This is a genomic window from Prauserella flavalba (genome assembly GCF_003202235.1).
GTDB lineage: Bacteria > Actinomycetota > Actinomycetes > Mycobacteriales > Pseudonocardiaceae > Prauserella_A > Prauserella_A flavalba.
Window position 1 is genome coordinate 49,129 of sequence record NZ_MASU01000021.1, and the last position, 22,354, is coordinate 71,482.

At 68.8% G+C, this 22,354-nt stretch carries 21 protein-coding genes and 1 CRISPR repeat array (1 of these 22 cut by a window edge); of the genes, 7 read left to right on the plus strand and 14 right to left on the minus strand.

Annotation, left to right across the window (positions count from 1 at the left end; translation table 11 throughout):
- Positions 1-41: 41 nt before the first annotated feature.
- The 12 genes from BA062_RS36040 to BA062_RS36095 form a co-directional block, all read right to left on the minus strand.
- A complete protein-coding gene (locus BA062_RS36040) occupies positions 42-1,301 on the minus strand; it encodes an acetyl-CoA hydrolase/transferase family protein (RefSeq protein ID WP_245960185.1) in 1,260 nt (419 codons plus the stop codon).
- A complete protein-coding gene (locus BA062_RS36045) occupies positions 1,298-2,488 on the minus strand; it encodes a thiolase family protein (protein WP_110343627.1) in 1,191 nt (396 codons plus the stop codon). Before BA062_RS36045 ends, BA062_RS36040 begins: the two co-directional genes overlap by 4 nt.
- Entirely contained in the window at positions 2,488-3,243 is a 756-nt protein-coding gene (locus BA062_RS36050; protein ID WP_110343628.1) for an SDR family oxidoreductase, read from the minus strand. Before BA062_RS36050 ends, BA062_RS36045 begins: the two co-directional genes overlap by 1 nt.
- Positions 3,243-4,409 (minus strand): acyl-CoA dehydrogenase family protein, encoded by a 1,167-nt coding sequence (locus BA062_RS36055; RefSeq protein WP_110343629.1) that lies wholly within the window; start codon positions 4,407-4,409, stop codon positions 3,243-3,245. Before BA062_RS36055 ends, BA062_RS36050 begins: the two co-directional genes overlap by 1 nt.
- 55 nt (positions 4,410-4,464) lie before the next feature.
- Positions 4,465-6,102, minus strand: a complete 1,638-nt coding sequence (locus tag BA062_RS36060; RefSeq protein ID WP_110343657.1) for an AMP-binding protein — start codon at positions 6,100-6,102, stop codon at positions 4,465-4,467.
- Between the two features lie 40 nt (positions 6,103-6,142).
- Positions 6,143-6,904, minus strand: a complete 762-nt coding sequence (locus BA062_RS36065; RefSeq protein ID WP_245960186.1) for an SDR family NAD(P)-dependent oxidoreductase — start codon at positions 6,902-6,904, stop codon at positions 6,143-6,145.
- A gap of 31 nt (positions 6,905-6,935) precedes the next feature.
- Complete coding sequence (locus BA062_RS36070) at positions 6,936-7,691, minus strand: SDR family oxidoreductase (protein WP_110343631.1); 756 nt, start codon at positions 7,689-7,691, stop codon at positions 6,936-6,938.
- 67 nt (positions 7,692-7,758) lie between these two features.
- On the minus strand, positions 7,759-8,823 hold the full coding sequence (locus BA062_RS36075) for a phosphotransferase family protein (protein ID WP_110343632.1): 1,065 nt from the start codon (positions 8,821-8,823) through the stop codon (positions 7,759-7,761).
- 11 nt (positions 8,824-8,834) lie between these two features.
- Positions 8,835-9,593, minus strand: a complete 759-nt coding sequence (locus tag BA062_RS36080) for an enoyl-CoA hydratase/isomerase family protein (protein WP_245960187.1) — start codon at positions 9,591-9,593, stop codon at positions 8,835-8,837.
- 40 nt (positions 9,594-9,633) lie between these two features.
- Positions 9,634-10,419 (minus strand): enoyl-CoA hydratase-related protein, encoded by a 786-nt coding sequence (locus BA062_RS36085; RefSeq protein WP_110343634.1) that lies wholly within the window; start codon positions 10,417-10,419, stop codon positions 9,634-9,636.
- A 102-nt stretch (positions 10,420-10,521) separates the two neighbouring features.
- A complete protein-coding gene (locus BA062_RS36090) occupies positions 10,522-11,205 on the minus strand; it encodes an EthD domain-containing protein (protein ID WP_110343635.1) in 684 nt (227 codons plus the stop codon).
- Positions 11,206-11,236: 31 nt separating this feature from the next.
- Complete coding sequence (locus BA062_RS36095; protein WP_110343636.1) at positions 11,237-12,478, minus strand: acyl-CoA dehydrogenase family protein; 1,242 nt, start codon at positions 12,476-12,478, stop codon at positions 11,237-11,239.
- 261 nt (positions 12,479-12,739) lie between these two features.
- Here BA062_RS36095 and BA062_RS36100 point away from each other — a divergent pair, with 261 nt between their 5' ends.
- From BA062_RS36100 to BA062_RS36130, 7 genes are all read left to right on the plus strand, one after another.
- On the plus strand, positions 12,740-14,671 hold the full coding sequence (locus tag BA062_RS36100; protein ID WP_245960188.1) for an AMP-binding protein: 1,932 nt from the start codon (positions 12,740-12,742) through the stop codon (positions 14,669-14,671).
- Between the two features lie 32 nt (positions 14,672-14,703).
- Positions 14,704-15,669: a hydroxymethylglutaryl-CoA lyase gene (locus BA062_RS36105; protein ID WP_110343637.1), complete on the plus strand. Its 966-nt coding sequence runs from the start codon at positions 14,704-14,706 to the stop codon at positions 15,667-15,669.
- 17 nt (positions 15,670-15,686) lie between these two features.
- Positions 15,687-16,463, plus strand: coding sequence for an enoyl-CoA hydratase/isomerase family protein (locus BA062_RS36110; protein WP_110343638.1), 777 nt, complete (start codon positions 15,687-15,689; stop codon positions 16,461-16,463).
- A gap of 158 nt (positions 16,464-16,621) precedes the next feature.
- A complete protein-coding gene (locus BA062_RS36115) occupies positions 16,622-17,944 on the plus strand; it encodes an MFS transporter (RefSeq protein ID WP_110343639.1) in 1,323 nt (440 codons plus the stop codon).
- Between the two features lie 85 nt (positions 17,945-18,029).
- Entirely contained in the window at positions 18,030-18,869 is an 840-nt protein-coding gene (gene menB / locus BA062_RS36120; RefSeq protein ID WP_168214191.1) for a 1,4-dihydroxy-2-naphthoyl-CoA synthase, read from the plus strand.
- On the plus strand, positions 18,866-19,756 hold the full coding sequence (locus tag BA062_RS36125; protein ID WP_210407104.1) for an SDR family NAD(P)-dependent oxidoreductase: 891 nt from the start codon (positions 18,866-18,868) through the stop codon (positions 19,754-19,756). Before menB ends, BA062_RS36125 begins: the two co-directional genes overlap by 4 nt.
- Positions 19,757-19,814: 58 nt before the next feature.
- On the plus strand, positions 19,815-20,804 hold the full coding sequence (locus BA062_RS36130) for an alcohol dehydrogenase catalytic domain-containing protein (protein WP_210407105.1): 990 nt from the start codon (positions 19,815-19,817) through the stop codon (positions 20,802-20,804).
- Between the two features lie 170 nt (positions 20,805-20,974).
- Here BA062_RS36130 and BA062_RS36135 read toward each other — a convergent pair whose 3' ends face one another.
- Positions 20,975-21,697: a tyrosine-protein phosphatase gene (locus BA062_RS36135; protein WP_110343643.1), complete on the minus strand. Its 723-nt coding sequence runs from the start codon at positions 21,695-21,697 to the stop codon at positions 20,975-20,977.
- Positions 21,694-21,819 carry a hypothetical protein gene (locus BA062_RS41120; protein ID WP_281271679.1) on the minus strand — a complete coding sequence of 42 codons (126 nt, stop codon included), beginning with the start codon at positions 21,817-21,819 and terminating at the stop codon, positions 21,694-21,696. Before BA062_RS41120 ends, BA062_RS36135 begins: the two co-directional genes overlap by 4 nt.
- Positions 21,820-21,854: 35 nt before the next feature.
- A CRISPR array of direct repeats spans positions 21,855-22,354; the repeat unit is 29 nt; unit sequence GGGATCAGCCCCGCGGGCGCGGGGACGAC; it runs 566 nt beyond the window's last position.

A 22,354-nucleotide genomic window follows, 5' to 3' on the forward strand; every position in this document is an offset into this window, starting at 1 on the left:
AATCTGTTGGTAATTCTCTGCAAGGGTCCAACCAAATACGCTCACTCGTGTGTGTCCAGGGAGCTCAACCCGCGTTCGAGCGACTCGCGGTGCGCCGGGGCCGCGACGGCGATCAGCCTCCGGGCGCGTTCGGCGACCGTGCACCCGGTGAGCAGCGCGATGCCGTGCTCGGTGACGACGGCATCGACGTCGACTCGCGCCGTGGAGACGACCCCACCGTGGAGCGCTGGCACGATCGTGGACTGCCCCTTCACCTCCGACCTCAACGCGATGATCGAACGCGCGCCGGTCAGGGACGCGGCCCTGCTGAAATCCACCTGTCCGCCGACGGCGCCGATGTGCACGCCCCGCGACAGCTCCGCGCCGACCTGGCCCAGCAGGTCGACCTCGATCGCGGAGTTGATCGACACGAGCGACCTCAACCGCGAGAGCACGGCGGGCGCGTGCGTGTAGCTGGCCGGCCGGAACTCGGCGGGCATCTCTGGGATCCGGTCGTAGAGCGACGCCGATCCGAGTGCCGCCCCCGTGACGACGAGACCCGGGTCGATCTCCTTACGTGCGCCGGTGAGGACGCCCTTCTCGATCAGGGTCAGCACGCCGTCGGTGATCAAGCCCGTGTGCATGCCGAGGTCGCGGTGCCCCGACAGCGATTCCAGGACGGCGTTGGGCAGGGTCCCGACGCCGATCTGGAGCGTGTCGCCGTCCTCGACGAGCGAGGCGACGTACGACGCGATGCGCCGGTCCGCGTCGTCGGGCGGCCGGGCGATCGACTCCCGCAACGGCCGGCAGGTCTCGATGACGGCGGAGAACCGGCTCAGAGGAAGGCGAACGCCCCCCACGGTCGGCGGCATGCGGTGGTTGATCTCGGCGACGAGCCTGGTCGTGTGAGGGATCGCGTCGGCGGCGTAGTCGACGCCGATGCCCAGCCCGACCTTGCCGTCGGGCCCCGGCGGTGAGACCTGGACGAGCCCCAGGTCGGTCGGCAGCTGGCCGCGCTCGAACATGCGCGGGATCGACGAGTAGTGACAGGGCACCACCTCGAGCAACCCGTGCTTCGACAGCCCGCGCAGCTGTCCGAGCCCGCCGTAGGACAGGACGGTGAGGCCGTCCGGGAGGTCACCGGCGAGCCGCTCGTTCCAGGTCAGTCCGCTGAAGGCGCGGATCGGGCCGATCGAGTCGACCTGATCGAGGAGTGTGTCGACCAGCGGCTCGGGCTCGGCACCCGCCTGACTCCACCACAGGCCGCCGCCGGGCCGCAGCAGCCTGGTGAAGTCGATCTGGCCGGCGAGGGACATCGTCATACCCGCTGCACCAGCGTGGCGGTGCCGAGGCCGCCGCCGCAGCACATCGTGACGAGACCGGTCTCCACGTCGCGGCGCTCCATCTCCGCCAGGAGGGTGGCGAAGAGCCGCGCGCCGGTCGCGCCGACCGGGTGGCCGAGCGCGATCGCGCCACCGTTGACGTTCACCTTGTCGAGATCGGCCTTGAGCTCCTGCTCCCAGGCGAGCACGACGGACGAGAACGCTTCGTTGACCTCGATGAGGTCGATGTCGTCGATCGTCATCCCGTTGCGCTCGAGCAACTTCCGGGTCGCGGGAATCGGTCCGGTCAGCATGATCGCCGGGTCGACACCGACGGTGGTCTGGTCCAGGATCCGCGCGCGCCTGGGCAGACCGAAGCGGTCCACGGCCGAGTCCGAAGCCAGGACCAGCCCCGCGGCCCCGTCGGTCATCGGGGACGCGCTGCCCGCGGTGATCCTGCCCGGGTGCGGGCCGTCTTCGGGGCGGAAGACCGGCTTGAGGCGGGCGAGGGACTCCACCGACGAGTCGGCCCTGATGCCCTGGTCGCTGGTTCGCACGGCCCCGTCGAGCTCGAAGGGGATGATCTCCCGTTCGAAGCGACCTGCGGACACGGCGTCGGCCGCGAGCCGGTGCGATCGCACGGCGAACTCGTCCATCGCCTCGCGGGTCAGTCCCCACTGCTCGGCGATCCGCTCCGCGGCCTCCCCCATCGACGGGAAGTCCCACACCTCGAGCAACTCGGCCGGCCATGCCGGGCCGTAGAGCTTCTCGATCTCGCCGACCGCCGCCATCGGGATGTGGCCCATGTGCTCGACTCCGCCCGCGATCACGACATCGTGCGTGCCTGACGAGACGCAGGCCGCCGCCATCGCGACGGCGCTCTGGGCCGAGCCGCAGCGCCGGTCGAGCTGCGCGGCCGGGACCATCGGCGAGTAGCCGGCGGTCAGCCAGGCGTTGCGCCCCACGTTGCGCGACTGCTCACCGAACGGGGCCGTGTTGCCGATGAGCACGTCCTCGACGTCGGTGTGGGCGAGACCGGTCCCGGCCAACAGCGCCTGGTAGACCGTCGCGAGCATGGTGTTCGGGTGCACCTCGCGGTACCACCCCTTCTCGCGGTGGCCGCGGCCCATCGGGGTGCGGAGCGCCTCGACGATCCACGCGTCGCGGCCGGTTCCTGCGAACGCCATCAGATCACCGTCCCTCCATCGACCGGCAGGATCTGCCCGGTGATGTACGAGGCGGCGTCCGAGGCGAAGAACACGAACGTCGCCGAGACCTCCTCGGGCTCCGCCCACCGGCCGAGGGGGATGCGCGCGAGGGTCAGCTCCGCGAGCTTCTCGTTACCGCGGATGTTGGCGGTCATGTTCGTGGCGGCCAGCGGTGCGACCGCGTTGACCGTGATGTTCCTCTTCGCCAGCTCCCTGGCCAGTGACTTGGTGAGCCCGACGACCCCGGCCTTCGCCGCGCCGTAGTTGGCCTGGCCGATCGTCCCGACCAGGCCGGCCGCGGACGTCACGTTGATGACCCGGCCCGTGCCGTCCTGAGGCAGGTACGGCAGCACAGCGTGCGTCACGGTGAAGGTGCCGCCCACGTGCACGTTCAGCACGTCGTTGAACTGTTCGGCGGTCATCTTGTCGAACATCGCGGGGGAGATCGCGCCCGCGTTGTTGACGACGATGTGGACGGTGCCGTCACCCAGCGCGGCAGCGTTTTCCGCGGCAGCGGCAGCGGCCCCGGCGTCGCGGACGTCGACCGCGGCCGAGCGCGCCGTGCCGCCCGCCGCCGTGATCTCGTCGGCGACCGCCTGCGCGGCGTCCTTGTCGAGATCTGCGACCAGCACTGCCGCTCCGGAAGCCGCGTAGGCCTTCGCGACAGCGGCGCCGATGCCGTTGCCCGCGCCCGTGACGAGGGCGGTGCGGCCGGCGAGGGAGAAGAGAGACATCAGTAGCTCCTGGGAAGTCCGAGAACGTGCTCGCCGAGGAAGTTCAGGACCATCTCCTGGCTGATCGGCGCGATGCGGGTGAGGCGGGCCTCGCGGAAGTAGCGGGAGACGTGGTACTCCTCCGAGTACCCCATGCCGCCGTGGGTCTGCAACGCGCGGTCGGCGGCCGCGAAGCCGGCGTCGGCGCAGAGGTACTTGGCGGTGTTCGCCTCACGACCGCAGGGCTGACCGCTGTCGTAGAGCCAGGTCGCCTTCCGCAGCACGAGTTCCGCGGCGTCGAGCCGGGCGAGCGCATCGGCGAGCGGGAACTGGATGCCCTGGTTCATGCCGATCCGCCGGCCGAACACCTCGCGCTCGTTGCCGTATCGGACGGCGCGGCTCAGTGCCGCGCGGCCGATGCCCAGTGCCTCGGCGGCGACCAGACAGCGCTCCGGGTTGAGGCCGTCGAGGATGTACTTGAACCCCCGTCCCTCCTCGCCGACCCGGTGCTCCTCGGGGATGCGAAGATCGTCGATGAACAGCTCGTTGGACGTGACCGCGTTGCGGCCCATCTTCCTGATCGGACGGATGTCGACGTGCGCGCGGTCGAGGTCGGTGAAGAAGAGCGTCAGGCCGTCGGTCTTCCTGCTGACGTCCTCCGCCTTGGAGGTACGCGTGAGCAGGAGGATCTTGTCCGACTCCATCGCCTTGGAGATCCACACCTTGCGGCCGTTGACGACGTAGTCGGTGCCGTCCCGCCTGGCGAACGTGGTGATCTTCGTGGTGTCCAGCCCGGCGCCCGGTTCGGTCACACCGAAGCAGACGTGCAGGTCTCCCTTCACCAGCCGGGGAAGGTTCTCCTGCTTCAGCTCGTCCGAGCCGTGCATGATCACCGGGTGCATGCCGAAGATGGACATGTGCATGGAGCTCGCGCCGTTCATGCCCGCGCCCGAGGCGGCCACCTCCTCGAGGAGTATCGATGCCTCGGTGATGCCGAAACCACTGCCGCCGTACTCCTCGGGGGTGGTGATGCCGAGCCAGCCGCCGTCCGCGAACGCCTGGTAGAACTCGGTCGGGAACTCGTGGTTGGCGTCCTTCTCCAGCCAGTACTGGTCATCGAACTTGGCTGCCAGGTCGGCCGCTGCCGTGCGGATCAGTTGCTGGTCCTCGGTGAGTTCGAAGTTCACCTGGAACCCCCTTCGAGTCTGATGAGTTGTGGCGGGCCGCCGGGAGGAACAGGAGTCACGCCTTCGGAGCCGTCGGTGCGAGCGAGCCGCCCATGATGGAGTCGCGCAGCGCGAACTTCTGGATCTTCCCGGCCGCTGTGGTCGGGTACGCGTCGACGAAGAACCAGACCGACGGGGCCTTGAAGCGGGCGATCTTGTTCCGGCAGTACTGCTGCAGATCCGAGGGCGTGACCGTGGACGAGGGAACGGTTCGGACGACCGCTGCGACAACCTCGCCCAGCTCGTCGTCAGGAATCCCGAGCACGACGGCTTCCGCCACGTCGGGGTGCTCGAAGAGCACGTCCTCGACCTCACGCGGGGAGATGTTCTCCCCGCCGCGGATGATCATGTCCTTCAGCCGGCCGGTGATCCGGAGGTACCCGCGTTCGTCCATCGACCCGAGATCGCCGGTGTGCAGCCAGCCCTCCTCGTCGAGCGTGAGACGGGTCGTCTCCGGGTCGTCGAGGTAACCGATCATCATCTGGTGGCCGCGGCCGCAGATCTCGCCCTCGACGCCGAGCGGGACGATGCTCCCGTCGACGGGGTCCGCGATCTTGATCTCGACCTGCTTCACGGGCCGTCCGATGGTCTCGGACTGGTCCTCGGGGGTGTCGTCGACACGCGTCGTGGTGACGACACCGGAAACCTCCGTCTGCCCGTAGATGTTGGTGAAGCTGCAGCCGAACGCCGCCTTCGTCCGGCGGATGAGCTCGGCCGGAACCGGCGCGGCGCCGGACACGAGCGTGTGCACGCTCGACATGTCCCGCTCGGCGAAGCGGGGGTGGTCGAGCAGCCTGATCAGCATCGTCGGCACGAAGAGACCCATGTTCACCCGCTCGCTCTCCATGAGCTCCAGCACGAGACCGGGTTCGAACTCGGGTGCGACGACGTGGGTGCCCTGGCGCGCGACGATGCCGAGGCAGGCCGTCACGCAGCCGCCGACGTGGAAGAGCGGCATCGCATTGAGCCACACGTCACCGAGTTCCATCCCGCACTGGGTGAGGACGAGGTTCGGCGTGTTGCAGATGCCACGGTGGTGGAGGAGCACTCCCTTGGGGAACCCGGTCGTCCCGCCCGTGTACTGGATCTGCGCCGGGGACGCGGCGTCGACCACGGGTAGCTCGACGTCCGGGCGACCGGCCGCGAGGAAGTCCTCCCACTCGCTGAAGCGCAGGATCGTCCGCACCGACGGAATGTCCTTGGCCAGCCGCGTGACCGTGGCGAGGAGGTCGTGACCCCGGTACTCGTCAGCCAGGAAGACCCCCGCCGCCGCGGACTTGCGGAGGACGTACTCGATCTCGCGTTCCTGGTACGCCGGGTTGGCGGTGGCGAGGACGAGCCCCGCGAGGCCCGCGCCCAGCTGCAGAACCACCCACCGCGCCGAGTTCGGCGCGAGGATGAGGATCCGCTCCCCCGGCTCGAACCGATCGAGCAGGGTGCGCGCCACCGATCGGGCCTCCTCGAGCAGCTCGGCGTACGTCCACCGGCGCCGCGCCGCGGGGTCGCGCAGGCCATCGACCAGCGCGACGCGGTCCGGCGCCTGTGCGGCCGCGCGCTCGAGCAGCTTGCCCACCGTGAGGTCGTTCTCGATCTGGTAGGACCTGTCGGCAGGCCAGTACGACGTCGTCAACGGAAGCGCCCGCGTCTTCTCCATGATCATGTCCGTTTCTCCGACTGACTCGGCTGACGAGGCGTCAGGCCATGGTCAGGCCACCACTGACCGACAGCGTCTGTCCGGTGATGAACCCGGCCCCGTCGCTGGCGAAGAACCGGACGGCGGCGGCGATGTCGGCCGGCTCGCCCAGACGGCGCATCGGGACCGCGCGGACCATGGCCTGCATCGTCGCCTCGGCCTTCTCTTGCTTCTCCAGGACGCTCTCCATCGCCGGGGTCCGCGTGGGCCCGGGGCAGACCGTGTTCGCGGTGACGCCGGCACGCGCGGACTCGCGCGCGATGGTCTTGGTGAACGCGATGATGCCGCCCTTCGCACCGGAGTAGACGGCCTCCATCGAGGACCCCACCCGGCCCGCGTCGGAGCCGATGTTGATGATGCGACCGGCCTTGCGCTCGAGCATTCCCGGCAGCACCTGCCGGACGAACCGGAGCGCGGCCTTGAAGTTGACGTCGATGATCCGGTCCCAGAAAGTCTCCTCGGTGTCCACGAAGAGCAGGTGCTCATCGAAGCCCGCGTTGTTGACCAGGACGTGGATCGGTCCGACGGTCGTTGTGATCTCGTCCACGACGGCCGCGACACGGGCGCTGCCGGTCACGTCGACCCGATGCGGCGACGCGGCCAGTCCGCGGTCCTGGAGGGCCTTGGCCACTTCGCTCGCCGTCGCCTCGTCACGGTCGACGATGGCGACGTGGAAGCCGTCCTCGGCCAGCGCCTCGGAGATCCCGCGGCCGATGCCCTGACCGCCACCGGTGACGATCGCAACTCGCTTGTCGGTACCCACTGTCTTCACTCCTTGTTGATTTCGCGGGGCGCTAGCCCAGGTCGACCTTCGTCGCTCCCCCATCGACAGACAGGGTTTCGCCGGTGATCCATGCCGCGTGGTCCGAGAGCAGGAAGCAGACCGCGGGTGCGACATCCTCCGGGGTCCCGAAACGGCGCATCGGGTAGCGCGTGAGCAACTCGTCCTCGTGTCCACTGGTTCTCGCCTCCGAGAACCGGGTCTTGATGATCGCCGGAGCGACCGCGTTGACGCGCACACGTGGTGCGAGCTCGAAAGCGAGCTGCATGGTCATGTGCCCGATCGCCGCCTTGGACATGGCGTAGACACCGAGGTTCTCGGCGGTGTGCCTTGCGGCCACGGACGTCACGTTGACCACGGCGCCGCCGGCCTCGGCCAGCCCGTTGCGGCAGGCGCTCTGGATCATCGACAGGCAGCCGACCACGTTGATCTCGAAGGTCTTGAGCACCACCGGCGCGGAGGCATCGACCAGCGGGCCGTAGAACGGGCTCGCACCGACGTTGTTGACCAGGAAGTCCAGCGTTCCGAAGCGCTCGCGGACCTTCGACGTCACCGCGTCCGCCGCCTCGGCGTCTCGCACGTCGGCCTGGACCAGCAGCAGACGGTCACTTCCGAGCTCCCGTTCGGCCTCCGCGAGCGACTCGGTCTTGCGCGCCGTGATGGCGACGTTGGCACCGCGGCCGTGAAGCTCTCGCGCGATCTCGAACCCGATCCCCCGAGTCCCGCCGGTGACGATGGCCGTGCGTCCGTCGAACTGTGTCTGGTTCATGGGCGCTCCTGTGTCTTGCGGGACACCCGCACGCGGTCGCGACGACGACTCGCTTCGCAATTTTCGGTCATCGTCGCTCCAACGTCCGTCGTGATTGATCGAGAAGCGGCGCGATGAGATCCCCGACCGTCTCAAAGCCCTCGGGCGTGTTGCCTTCCAGGAAACGCCGGTGGATGCGACCGCGGAGGACCGCGAGCTTGAGATAGCCGAAGGCGGCGTACCACGAGAGCCCAGCGGGTTCGGTGCCGGTGCGCGTCGCATAGCGTTCGCTCAGCTCGCCGAACTCCGGGAAGCCGAGGGCCGGGTCGATGCCCTTCCGCATCCCGTCACCGCCGGGGTTGTCGACTCCCTCCCAGTAGCACTGGAGGAGCCCGAGGTCGGTGAGCGGGTCGCCGAGGGTGGCCATCTCCCAGTCGAGGACGGCGACGATGCGCCCGTCCCCGGACACCAGCACGTTGTCGAGACGGTAGTCGCCGTGCACGATCGCGGAGCCCTGACTCTCCGGCATCCCGGTGCGCAGACGCTCCACCAGCGTCTCGACACCGGCGAAGCCGGCGAGCACGTCCTCGGCCTGACCGGTCCAGCGGGCGACCTGCCGCTGGAGGAATCCGGCCGGACGACCGAAGTGACCGAGTCCGACAGCCTCGGGATCGACGCCGTGCAGAGCGGCGAGCACGTCCACCAGCTCAAACGACACGTCGTGAGCGCGTTCGGCCCCCAGCAGCGCGGTCTGCGCCGTGGTGCGGAAGACCGTGCCCTCGACGAAGGCCGACAGGTGGAACGCGGCGCCGATGACCGACGGATCCTCGCAGTAGTGCAGCACCTCCGGCACGGGAACATCACTGGCCGCCAGTGCGCCCATGACGCGGTACTCGCGGCCCATGTCGTGGGAGGCGGACGGCCGCTCCCCCAGCGGCGGCCGCCGCAGGACCCACCGCCCGGCGCCAGCCCCCAGCTCGAACGTCAGGTTGGAGTGCCCTCCGGCGAGCAGCATCGCGGTGAGCTCGCCCGACACAAGCCCCGGGACGGTTCTGTCGAGATAGGACCGCAGCGCACGAAGGTCGAGCCCGGGAGGCGACTCATCGTGTCCGGACGCGCCCTGTGGTGGCGCCGTTGCCATTGTGTCGTTCATCGTCCATCCGTTCACTGAAACCGCGGCGGCCGCTTCTCGAGGAACGCCCGCATGCCCTCGCGTGCGTCCGGCCCGTCGAAGAGCGCCTCGACACGCGACACCTCGCCCGCCAGGCCCTCGGCGAGCGGGACCTCGAAGCTGGCGTCGACCAGCTGGATCACGTCCGTCAGCGCGGGAATCGACAGCCCTGCCATACGCGTCGCGAGGCTGACGGCCTGTGCCTCGGCCTGGCCCGTCTCCGCGACGCGGTCGACCAGTCCCAGCTCGAGGGCTTCGTCCGCGTCGAGGAGCCGGGCGGTCAGCATCAGCTCGAGAGCGCGCCCGCGCCCGACGTACTTCGGGAGACGCTGGGTGGCGCCCGCACTCGGGATCAGACCGATCTTGGCTTCGGGAAGCCCCAGCTTGCCACCCCGAGCGGCAACGCGAAGATCGCACGCCAGCGCGAGTTCCAAGCCGCCGCCGAGCGCGCTTCCCTCGATCGCCGCGATCGTCGGCCGGTCGAGTGCCGCGACGCGCTCGACGGTCGAGCGAAGCCTCCGTCCGTACGCCATGAAGCCGTCGCGGTCCACGTCGACCATCGTCTTGATGTCCGCACCGGCCGCGAAGAAACCGTCCACACCGGACGCGATCACGATGACGCGGGCACCGTCCTTCTCCGCGACGTCGAGCGCCTCGTCCAGGCCGTCGAGCAGCTGAGGCGCGAGCGCGTTGACGGGAGGGTTCTCCATCCGGATGACGAAGACGCCGTCCCCGCCTGCGGATGCGCTCACCGCCGTGGATGTGACCTCCGGGCTCACCATGACCCTCCCGTCACAGGTACTGCGCGAAGTCGGGCTTGCGCTTCTCGGAGAAGGCGCGGGCCCCTTCCATCGCCTCGTCGGAGTTCGCGAACGTGTCGAGCCCCACCTCCGACAGCAGTGCGATGCCGGCCTGGTGCTCGGTGTCGGCGTTGAAGGCCTTCTTGAGGAAGCGGAGTGCGGTCGGGCTGTAGTCGGCCATCGTGTTCACCCACTCCTTGGCGGCGGGGATGAGCTCCTCCTTGGGCACGACCTTGTTCACCAGACCCCAGTTCAGCGCGTCCTGGGCGGTGTACTTGTCCAGCAGGAACCAGATCTCGCGGGCGCGCTTCTCGCCGACGACCCGGGCGAGATACGACGCGCCGAAGCCACCGTCGAACGAGCCCACGCGCGGGCCGCTCTGGGCGAAGGTGGCGTGCTCGGCCGCGATCGACAGGTCGCAGATGACGTGCAGGACGTGCCCACCGCCGATCGCGATGCCGTTCACCGCGGCGATCACCGGCACCGGGACATCGCGGATCAGTCGCTGCAGGTACGTGCCTTCGAACAGACCGTTGGACGTCGGGCCGTAGTCGCCGGTCTCCGCCCGCTGCTTCACATCGCCACCCACGCAGAAGGCGCGGTCGCCTGCGCCGGTCAGGACGATCCCACGCACCGACTTGTCCGCCCAAGCCCGCTTGAAGGCGTGGATGAGCTCCTCCGTCGTCTTGGCGCGGAAGGCGTTCATCCTGTCCGGCCGGTTGATCGTGAGGACAGCGGCCGGGCCGTCGACTTCGTAGGAGATGTCCTCGTAGTCCATGTTCGCTACTACCTTTCTAATGGTCGAATGGTATGAGCATATATACCGCTAGGGGGCGAGACAAGAGGTTCCGCAGCCCTTCGGCGACCGCTGACGCGTGTCTCATCGCAGGACCACCGGCTTCACGTGGAGGGCAGCCGCGACGGCAACGTCTCCGCGACACAGCAGTGCCCAGGTCGCCGCATCCGCGTACGCGGCACGCAGAGCGGGGAGGTCCTCCCACCACAGTTCGTCGACGGCGTCGTACGCCGGGCGTGCCGTGCCGACCGGCCAGCCGGTGACGGTGTTCTGGACGTACCGGCACAATCCCGGAACGCGCTTCAGCTCTGTCGGCGAACCGAACCAGGCTTCCTGGAACTGCCGCGACGCGGTACGGGCCCGCCTCCTCGCCAGCAGGACGGTCTTCACCCGGCCCTCCGACCGAGTCAGGACCGCGGTCTCCTCCACGCGCAGGTAGTCGTGGCGAGTGACGTCCATGAAGGTGGGCTCGTCGCGCCGGGCTCCCTCGAGGTAGGCCGGGTCGGCGTGCAGTCCACCGGTGCCGTCTTCGGGGCCCGCATCGTCGAGCCAGGCTTCACTGATCCCATCCAGCACCGGCGGCTCCACGGGCGAGAAGGGCCAGGGCTGCACGTGGTTCTGCACGTAATGGCGCAGGCCCGGAATGCGGAGCGCGAGCGGGCCGTGCACCGTGCGCCAATGAGCCGAGAACGCCGCCTGGGACAAGCCCGGGCGGCGCACGATCAGCGCGAACAGCTTGCGCCCGCTGGGAGTTCTTGCTTCAACCATCGATTTCCCTTCCGCGCAAGCCGCGACGGTGCTATCCCCTGCTCGGACCGCTGAGGCGAAAGTTCGGGTCGTGCTTGCGGATCTCGCGGCGGGCGATGGACATCTTGTGGACCTCGTCAGGTCCGTCGGCGAGGCGAAGGGTCCGCATCTTGGCGTACATGTAGGCCAGCGGAGTGAACTGCGTGACGCCGGCAGCTCCGTGCACCTGGACGGCGCGGTCGACGACCTCGAAGCAGATCTCCGGAATCGCCACCTTGATCCCGCCAATCTCGGTCGCCGCCTCCTTGTTCCCGACCGTGTCCATGAGATGCGCGGCATGCAGGACGTACTGGCGCGCCATGTCGATGTTGATCCGGGACTCGGCGATCCACTGCTGGATCGTCCCCTTGTGAGCGAGCGTGGAGCCGAACGTGCGGCGCCGCAGGGAGCGGGTGATCATGAGCTCCAGCGCACGCTCCGCCACCCCGATCGCACGCATGCAGTGGTGGATCCTGCCCGGGCCGAGCCGGGCCTGGGCGATGGCGAAACCTCCGCCCTCCTCGCCGAGCAGGTTGTCGACCGGCACCCGGACCTCGCGGAAGATCACCTCGGGATGACCGCCGCGCTCCTGGTATCCGAAGACCGTCGGCAGCGCGCCGAACTCGATCCCGGGCGTGTCCAAGGGCACGGCGAGCATGGAATGCTGCCGGTGCCGCGGAGCGTCCGGGTTGCTCCGCCCCATCACCACCAGGAGCTTGCACCGCTGGGCCTTGGCACCCGAGCTGAACCACTTCCGACCGTCGAGAACGTAGTGGTCCCCGTCCCGGGTGATTCGAAGATCGATGTTGGTCGCGTCCGACGACGCGGCGTCGGGCTCGGACATCGAGTAGGCACTGCGGATCTCACCGCTGAGCAGCGGCCCGAGCCAGCGGCCCTTGACCGCCGGGGTGGCGTACTGGTTGAGGATCTCGATGTTGCCCGAGTCCGGTGGCTGGCAGTTGAACACCTCGGAGGCGAACCACACTTTGCCGAGCTGCTCCGAGATCGGCGCGTAGTCGACGTTCGACAGACGCGTGCCCGGCTGGCCGGGCTCGAGCTCGGGCAGGAAGAGGTTCCACAGCCCTTCGGCGGCGGCCTTCGCCTTCAACTCGTCGACGACGGGCGGATGACCGAACGGCCCGACCTCCTCGAGCTCTTCGTAGTAGCGACCTTCACTCGGATAGATGTGCTGGTCCATGAAGCGCTGGGCGGACTCGAGGACCCGCCGGCCCTCGGCACTGAATTCGTAAGGCATCGAGCATCCTTGCCGTCGATCTGCTGTTGAGCTGGGCGTTGCGGGTCTCGAGCGTCCCGGCGTGCCGCCTGCCGGGGCATCGGTCACCACCGCGAAGAGCGACCTCAGACTAGGCCGGTTTGGTTGACTGAGCAATATGCTCAGACCAAACTACAAGCGCGCATCGAAACCAACTGGCCATTGCCATTGCGAGTTCGGTCTGACCATACTGAGGCGCTTCCTTCGGGAGGGAACGCCGACACGAGAGGCGGGCGATCAACCGTGACGTACGAATGGCAGCCGACGGCTGACTACCTGGAGCACTCCAACGTCGCCCGGCTGATGCAGCGACTCGACGTGAAGACGGCCGACGACCTCCGCGCGGTGTCGGTCGAGGACATCGGGAAGTTCTGGCAGACCGTGGTCGACGACCTGGCGATCCCCTTCCACACGCCGTACACGCAGGTCCTCGACCTCTCGGGCGGCGTCGAGTGGCCCGAGTGGTTCGTCGGCGGCGGCGTGAACGCCGCCGAGGCCTGCCTGTCGCGTTGGGCGGCGGAAGACCCGAGCGCGCTCGCTGTCGTACACGAGAATGAGGACGGAGAGGTCACCACCCTCACCTTCGCCGAGCTCGACGAGGCCGCCTCGAGGCTGCGAGCCGCGCTGCGCGAGCTCGGCGTCGGCAAGGGCGACGCCGTGGCGGTCTACCTGCCCATGATCGCCGAGGCCGTCGTCGCGACCTATGCGGTGGCCGGCATCGGAGCGATCCTCGTCCCACTCTTCTCCGGCTTCTCGCCCTCGGCGATCGCGGCACGCCTCCGCGACGCGGGCGCCGTCGCGGTCGTGACCGCCGACGGCACCCGCCGGCGCCGACGGCCGGTCCCGATGCTCCAGCAGCTGCGGGCGGCCCGGGAGCAGTGCCCGACGGTCCGTACGACCGTGGTCGTGCACAACCTGGACGAGCCGCTCGACCTGACCGAGGGCGAGGTCAGCTGGGCCCGTCTTCTCGAGAACGACCCCGACCCGGTGGTCGAGCCGACCGCGGCATCGGACGTACTCCTGCTCGCCTACACCTCGGGCACCACCGGAAAGCCGAAAGGCGCGGTGCACACCCATGCCGGCTTCGTGCTCAAAACCGCGTCCGAGCTCGCCTACGGCTTCGAGGTCACCCGCGGCCGAACCCTCGCCTGGATCACCGACATGGGCTGGATCATGGGCCCGCTGTCGATTTTCGGAACGCACTCCAACGGAGGCACTCTTCTCCTCTACGAAGGCTCGCCCGACATTCCGGACACGGCCAGACTGTGGAACCTGGTCGAGAAGCACCGCATCTCGACACTCGGCCTGAGCCCGACCCTCACTCGCACACTGCGGGCGGCGTCCACGGCGAGGCCGAACCAGGACCTCTCGACCCTGCGCGTCATCGGATCGACGGGCGAGCCGTGGGATCCGGAGTCCTACGAGTGGCTCGCCCGCGGCGTGCTGCGCGAGCGGGTTCCGATTATCAACTTCTCCGGAGGCACCGAGGTCGGCGGGTCCTTCCTGTGTCCCTATCCGGTCGAGCCCATCAGGAGCTGCTCCCTGGGCGGCCCGGCACTGGGGATGGACGTCGACGTGGTCGACGACCACGGCACGAGCCTGCGGGGCGCCATCGGCGAGCTCGTGTGCCGCCAGCCGTGGCCGTCGATGACTCGCGGTGTGTGGCAGGACCCGGACCGCTACCACGAGGCCTACTGGTCGACGTTCCCCGGGATCTGGCGCCACGGCGACTTCGCCAGGGCCGACGAAGACGGCTGGTACATCCTCGGGCGGTCGGACGACGTCATGAACGTTGCGGGCAAGCGCGTCGCGCCCGCCGAGATCGAGTCGGTCGTCGCCGCCGATCCCGATGTCGCGGAGTCCGCGGTCGTCGGCGTGCCCAACCCGCAGAAGGGCGAGGCCATCTGGGTCTTCTACGTCGCCCGCGCAGCGGCCGCGAGCTCCGACGACGACATCGCACGGCGCGTGCGCACCTCCGTCGCGGAAGAGGTCGGGAAACCGTTCGCGCCGAGCCGCGTCGTCCGCGTCGAGCAGCTGCCGAAGACCCGCTCCGCCAAAATCCTTCGCCGCGCGATCCGTGCGGCCGTCCTCGACAGCGATCCCGGCGACCTGTCGGGTGCGGAGAACCCCTCGGCAGTGGATCAGATCCGCCTGCAGCTGCACCGCGAGCGCTGAGCTCCCCCGGCGAAACGACAGAGGAGCAGAACATGCCCCAGTACGACAACACCATCGAAGGCGAGACCCGGCGCGTCCACATCCGTGAGGTCGGGCCGAGGGACGGGTTCCAGAACGAGCCCGAGACCATCCCGACCTCTGACAAGATCCGATTGATCAACGCGCTCGGCCGGGCCGGTCTCAAACGCATCGAGGTCGCGAGCTTCGTGCGCCCCGACGTACTCCCCCAGCTCGCGGATGGAGTCGAGGTGCTCCGCGGCATCGATCTGCCCGACGACGTGGCACGCCAGGTGCTGATCCCGAACAGCCGAGGGCTGGACAACGCCCTGCGCCAGCGGGAGTACTTCGACGAGGCGACCCTGTTCGTGAGCGCGAGTCAGACCCACAACAGGAAGAACATCAACCGCACCGTCGAGGAGACGATGGGGGAGGTGCGGAGGATGGGCAAACGCGTCGTCGACGAAGGGCTGCGTTTCTGCGCGGTCGTCGCCACCTCCTTCGGCTGTCCCTACGAGGGCAGGGTTCCGCCGGAGCGAGTCCTCGATCTCGCCGAGCAGTTCGCCGAGGCGGGTGCCATGGAGATCGGCTTCGGGGACACCACCGGCATGTGTAACCCGGCGTACGCGAGCAGGTTCTTCGCCGCGGCCATCGAACGCCTGCCGGGCATCGAGGTCACCGCGCACTTCCACAACACCCGTGGACAGGGCCTAGCCAACGCGTACGCCGCCTTCGAGGCCGGCTGTCACAGCTTCGAGTCGAGCTTCGGCGAGCTGGGCGGCTGTCCGGTGCCCAAGGGCTCGACCGGGAACATCGCGACCGAGGACCTGGCGAGCATGTTCCACGAGATGGGGGTCGACACCGGCCTCGACCTCGGCCGGGTCATCGAGGCCGCCCTCGACGCACAGGCCACCCTGGGCCGCAAGCTCTCCAGCCACTCGATCGTCGCCGGCCCCGTCGCGTGGTCACCGCGTGACCGGGGCCGCAGCCTCCCCTGCTGAGTCAAGAGGACCGCACAATGCCCGTCCAGTACCAGGTTGACGACCACGGTGTCGCCTACCTCCATCTCGACTCCCCCGAAACCCGGAACGCACTGAGCAACAAGCTGCTCGACGAGCTGCTCGAAGCCCTTGACCGGGCGAAGTCCGATTCCGCCGTCCGAGTCGTCGTCCTCGGCACCACACACGACAAGGTCTTCTCCGCGGGCGGCGATCTCAAGGCCCTCTCCGACGCCGAGCCGGCCATCACGAAGTACGCGGGCCTCGACCGCTTCCCCCGGTTGTTCCTCGCCCTGCAACAGCTCGGCAAGCCGACGATCTGTGCCGCGTCCGGCGACGTGCTCGCCGGTGCCTTCGGCCTCGCACTCGCCTGCGACCTCATCCTCGCGCGGAAGGGAATCCGCTTCGGCTGTCCGGAGATCAACGTCGGCGTCTTCCCCTTCATGATCTCGGCGCTCATCTATCGCAGCGTTCCCCGCGCCAAGGCCAACGAGCTCATGCTTCTCGGGGACCTCATCGGTGCCGACGAGGCCCTCGCACTGCAGATCGTCAACGCCGTTGTGCCCTCCGGCGAGTTCGACGACACCGTCCGATCCTGGGCCCACAGACTCGCCACCAAGTCACCCCTGCTGACGAGACTCGGCAAGGACGCGATCGCGACGACCCGCGACATGAGTCTCCCCGACGCGCTGAGCGTCCTCCAGGCGCAGCTCGCGCTCGCCCTCACCACCGACGACATCGTCGAGGGAGTCACCGCTTTCCGCCAACGCAGAGATCCGCACTGGTCGGGCCGCTGAGGCCGGACAGCGTGCGGTCCCCTCACCACACAAGACAGGAGTCCATTCACACACGAGATCTGGCAACCGTAGTTCTCGACATCGCCCCAACCACAGCTGCCTTCACCAGCCGTGCCGATCATGATCGCCGGCCGGTTCGTGCTCAATGAGGAGACACCATGGCATCCACCCCGACGTCGCATTCCGCGACAACCCCCGTGCGCGCCGCCATCGCGAGTTTCGTCGGCGGCATGCTCGAATACTACGACTTCTTCGTCTACGGCACGGCCGCCGCGCTCGTGCTCAACAAACTGTTCTTCACCGGTCTTTCGCCGGCACTCGGCACCGTGGCCGCGTTCGCGACGTTCGCGGTGGGCTATGTCGTGCGGCCGTTGGGCGGCATCGTCTTCGGCCACGTGGCCGACCGCATCGGCCGCAAGCGAAGCCTGGTCGCGACGCTGCTGGTGATGGGGGTGTCGACGGTCCTGATCGGCGTGCTCCCGACGTACTCCGCGATCGGTGCCGCGGCGCCGATGCTCCTCCTCGCGCTGCGGCTCGTTCAGGGTTTCGGGCTTGGCGGCGAACTCGGCGTGGCCTCGGTGTTCGCCGTCGAACACGCGCCGCCAGGGCGACGCGGATTCTTCGGCGCCTTCGCCTACTCGGGACCGTTCGCGGGGCTCGTGCTGTCCACCGGTGTGTTCGGGCTCCTTTCGCTGATGCCCGCCGAATCCTTCGCCAGTTGGGGCTGGCGTATCCCGTTCCTGTTCAGCATCGTGGTGGTCGCGGTGGCTCTGGTCGTGCGGCTCGGAGTCCCCGAACCCGAGGTCTTCCGCAAGACTGACGACGCGGGCGCGAAACCACGGGTGCCGGTGGTGGAAGCGCTGCGTGGGCACAGCAAGGACGTCATCGCGGTCGCACTGATCTCCGCCGCGCCGAACACGATCTTCTACATCGTGACGGTTTTCTCGTTGTCGTATGCCACGACCGCACACGGCGTGCCACAGACGACCATGCTCGGCGTCGTCACGCTCGCCGCTGTGTTCCTCTTCACGGCGACTCCGCTCTGGGGCGGGCTTTCCGACCGCATCGGCCGCAAGAAGCCGATCATCTACGGAACCATTGCCGAAGGCATCCTGCTGTTCGTGTTCTTCCTGGGTCTCGAGACCTCCAACACGCTGGTGATCTTCGGGGTCAGTGTGCTCGTGCTCGGGCTGGGACACGCCGTGGTCAACGGAGTGGTCCCCGCCTTCTTCTGCGAGCTGTTCCCGACGCACATCCGTGCCAGCGCGGTGTCACTGGGTCAGCAGCTCGGGGGCGTCTTCGGTGGTTTCGCCCCGTTGGTGGCCGCCAGCCTCATCGGTGCGAACTGGGGTGGCTGGCTGCCCCTCGCCGGCTACGGCGTGGTGCTGTGCGCGCTGGGCGTGTCCGCGACCTTTGTCGCGCTGCGCCGATGGGACCGCTCGGTCGTCGCCGCACCTACCGTGACGGCGGTTCAGGGCTAGCCCGTGTTCACCTGTCTGCCGGCCGCGGGCCGGCGGCCGGCAGACAGCCGAGCCTGATCGGGCAGATCTGGAGCAAGATGAGCCGGTGACTGGAAATACTGACGACACCGTGTGGGAATCCCAGGGTGAGTGGGACGACATCCGGTACGAGACCACCGAGGACGGCATCGCGAAGATCACGATCAATCGGCCGGAGGTCCACAACGCCTTCCGTCCGCAGACACTGGTCGAGGTCTCGTCGGCGCTGACCACAGCTCGCGAGGACGAGTCGATCGGGGTGATCGTCCTGACCGGCGCGGGAGAGAAGGCGTTTTGCTCAGGTGGTGACCAGCGTGTGCGCGGCGACAGCGGCTACCAAACCGATGCGTCAGCGACCGGAAGGTTCCACGTCACCGACCTCCACGTCGCGATGCGCCGCTGCCCGAAACCGATCATCGCGATGGTGGCCGGCTGGGCGATCGGTGGCGGTCACGTACTGCACCTCGTCTGCGACCTGACCATCGCGGCCGACAACGCCGTGTTCGGACAGGTCGGCCCCAAGGTCGGTTCGTTCGACGGCGGCTACGGCGCCAGCATCCTCTCCGACCTCGTCGGCCCGAAGAAGGCCAAGGAGGTCTGGATGCTGTGCCGTCGGTACGACGCCCGGACGGCGCTCGAGATGGGCCTCGTGAACACTGTCGTACCGCTGGCGGAACTCGAGGCGGAGACGATCACGTGGGCGCGGGAGATCCTCGCGCTCTCGCCCTGGGCGGTGAGACTGTCCAAATTGAGCTTCCACGCGCACGAGGATGGCTACGCCGGAATCCAGGCCCTCGCCCACGACGCGAACCTGCTCTTCTACGGTCAACCAGAAGCCCAGGAGGGCCGGGAGGCGTTCAAGGCGAAGCGCGAACCAGACTTCACGCGGTTTCCGCGCCGCGCTTGAGCCGATTCTCTGGATTTGACAGCACCACAACGGAAACGGACGGATCATCAGAAATGACAAGGCCAGCATCGGAGACCGGCGGATCAGCCCCGCGTACTCCCGATCAGCAACCCGATTTCCAGCTCCGGGGAGCACGGGTTCTGATCGCGGGCGGCACCTCGGGAGTCGGACTCGCGACTTCCCGGGCCTTCGCCCGGGCCGGAGCCGCCCACGTGGTTGTCGGCGGGCGCAATCCGGAACGAGGTGAAGCCGCCGCGAAGGCCGTCGCCGCCGAGGCGACCGCGACGAGCACGTTCGTCGCCGCGGACGTGAACACGGTCGACGGTGCCACCGGGCTCGTCGCGTCTGCCACCGAGCAGATGGGCGGGCTCGACATCGTGGTGAACTCCACGGTCGCCCCCTACATGCCGGTTCCGCTCCACAGCATGCCGATCGAGGATCTCCACGCGGTTCTCTCCCAGCAGGCGCTGGGAACCATGCTGGTCTGCCGGGCGGCGATCGATGTCATGCGTCCCGAACAGAGCGGCGCCATCGTGAACATCGCCTCCGACGCGCAGCGCGTACCCACACCCGGGGAGACGGGAATCGGCGCTGCCATGGCGGCGATCGTCACCTTTTCGCAAACGCTCGCACTCGAAGCGAAGCGGTATGGCGTCAGGGTCAACGTCCTGACACCGTCGATGATCGTGGACACCGGCTCCCACGAGCGCGCTCTGGCCACCGAGTTCAGCAAGAAGATCTTCGACCGAATCGCCGCGCAGGCCCATCTCGGCCTGACCGAACCCGAGGACCTGTCGAACGCGATCCTCTTCCTCGCCTCCCCGCTCGCGCGCCGGATCACCGGCCAGGTGATCAGCGTGAACGGCGGCATCTCGATCGCGAGCTGACGCGATGCGGGCCATCCAGTACCTCGGTGCCGGCCAGGTCTCCCGAACTGACGTGCCGATGCCTACCGCAACGCCGGGCCGGGTCCTCCTTCGCGTCGCCGCGGCGGGCATCTGCCACACCGACGTTCACTTCCGTGCGAGCCCGCACCCGGCCATTCCCCCAGGCACCGTCCTCGGGCACGAGATCGCCGGCACGATCGTCGAACGGGGAGACGGGGTCACGTCGTTCGCCGTGGGTGACCAGGTGATCGTCCACCCGGTGTGGTCGTGCGGAACCTGCCGGCAGTGCGTCGCCGGAGTCACGAACGCGTGCCTGAGCACCGCGGGACGGCTGAGCCAGCCACCGGTTCCCGGTGTCTCGGTCGACGGCGGCCTCGCGGAGTTCGTCGCGGTCCCGGCCACGGCGTTGGTGGCCGCGGACGCACTTGACCCGGCGTTCGCGGCCACGCTGACGGATGCGGGTCTGGTGCCGTATCACTCGATCAACGCCGTAGGCGACCTCCTGCGCCCGGGATCGTGCGCGGTCGTCATCGGGATCGGCGGCCTGGGCCAGTTCGCGGTCGAGATCCTCAGAGCGTCCACGGTGGCGAAAGTCATTGCCCTGGACGTGAGGCAGCAGGCCCTCGACGAAGTGCGCGCCAAGGTCGACCACACATTCGTGTCAACCGATGACGACATCGCGGAGAAGGTGCTGCGCGCCGCCGGCGGACACGGTGCCGACCTCGTGCTCGACCTCGTCGGGACCACGACGACACTCGCGCTGGCAGGCGCCGTCGTCGCGCCGTACGGCACGATCCGCGTTCCCGGCCAGGGCGACGGAACGCTCCAATTCGAAACCGCCCGAACATCGACGACCCTCCCGCGAGGCGCGACCATCAGCCGCCCGTACAGCGGCACCCGGCAGGATCTCGTTGACCTCGTAGCCCTCGCCCGCACCGGATGCCTCACCACCAGGATCACGCACTACGGCTTCGAGAACGCCCTCACCGCGTTCGACGATCTGGAGAACGGCCGGCTCGTCGGCCGGGCAGTCGTCATCATGGACTGATGCCCTCCACGCCGCTGACGTAGCAGCGGCGCGCGCCCTGCGCGCATAAGACCGCCGTCGAGGGGCGGTGGACCCGACCGCACCGGTCGATCAACGTCGCACCCGGCGACATCGCATCCAACCGGGCGGCCACCCGAGCCACCACCGCACGAGTCGCGGACGGTCCGGGTCTAGCTCGGCCCAGCGGTGGGGAACCGCTGGGTCCACCGCCGGACCGCGTCCGCGGTCGCGCCATGCGCCTCGAGCCAGCCGTGGACTCCTGCGGGGGATGCCGTCCACAGGTCGAGGACGGTTTCGATGGCCTCGGGTGGCGCGCCGTAGGCGCTGCCGGCCACACCATTCTGGTCGCGGCTGTGTACGTGGTTGGTGCGGCGCAGCCGCGCGATGATCGCGTCGAGGTTGTGCTGGGTCAGCATGTAGTCGGCCACGATCTCGTCTCTGGACACGCCCGCGCACGCGAGCAGGAGCGCCACGGCCACGCCCGTGCGGTCCTTGCCCGCCGCGCAGTGGATGAGCAGCGGCCCGGGCGCGGTGGCGGCCAGCGTCACCACGCTGGCCAGCTGCGGCGCGGCCTGCTGGACGAACACCCGGTAGATCGCCCCGAGGTCGTCGCGCGGTAGCGCGCTGAGCTGGGCGTCGTCGAGGAACGGCAGAGCGTGCACGGTGGTCCCGGCGACGGCCAGCGGGTGCGGTGCGTCGAGTTCGCCGGGCGCACGCAGGTCCAGCACGGTGCGCGCCGGCCACGACGGCAACGCCCGCGGCGGCAGGTCCCCCGCCAGCGGAGCGGCGCTGCGGTACAGCACCCCGGCGGCGGTGCGCCTGCCCGGACCCGCGGGGAGGCCGCCGAGGTCGCGGACGTTCGGGAGCACATTGTCGTCACAGGTCAGGGTCATACGAGCCTCTTCCTCAGATGTGCGCTGGCCCGGTCAAGCACGACGACGACAACGAGCACGACGAGCACGATGGTCAGCACACTGCCGTATTCGAACAGGCGCAGCTTCTGGTTGAGTTCCATCCCGATCGGACTCGGAGAGTACGACCCACGACGTTGGGAACAGCCCCGCGGGCGCGGGGACGACGCCCCCGAGGGCTGGCACTACGTGAACGCCATGGGAACAGCCCCGCGGGCGCGGGGACGACCCTGCCAAGGCCACCATCCCGCCCGAGCTGGAGGGAACAGCCCCGCGGGCGCGGGGACGACCTCGGGCCGCCGTTGGTCGCAACGTTCCAGGCGGGATCAGCCCCGCGGGCGCGGGGACGACGACGACAAATCAATCGGGCTGCCCACCAAGGCGGGATCAGCCCCGCGGGCGCGGGGACGACCAGAGGTCGCGCGGATCGAAGTCCGGCGGCTCGGGATCAGCCCCGCGGGCGCGGGGACGACCCCGCCTACGTGCTCATCCTGGTCGGGCTCCGGGGATCAGCCCCGCGGGCGCGGGGACGACGTGGAGATCGACCCGTCGGTTCCTTCGGTGTTGGGATCAGCCCCGCGGGCGCGGGGACGACTCCCACGCCCACTGGCCGTCGGCCTGTGTGGCGGGATCAGCCCC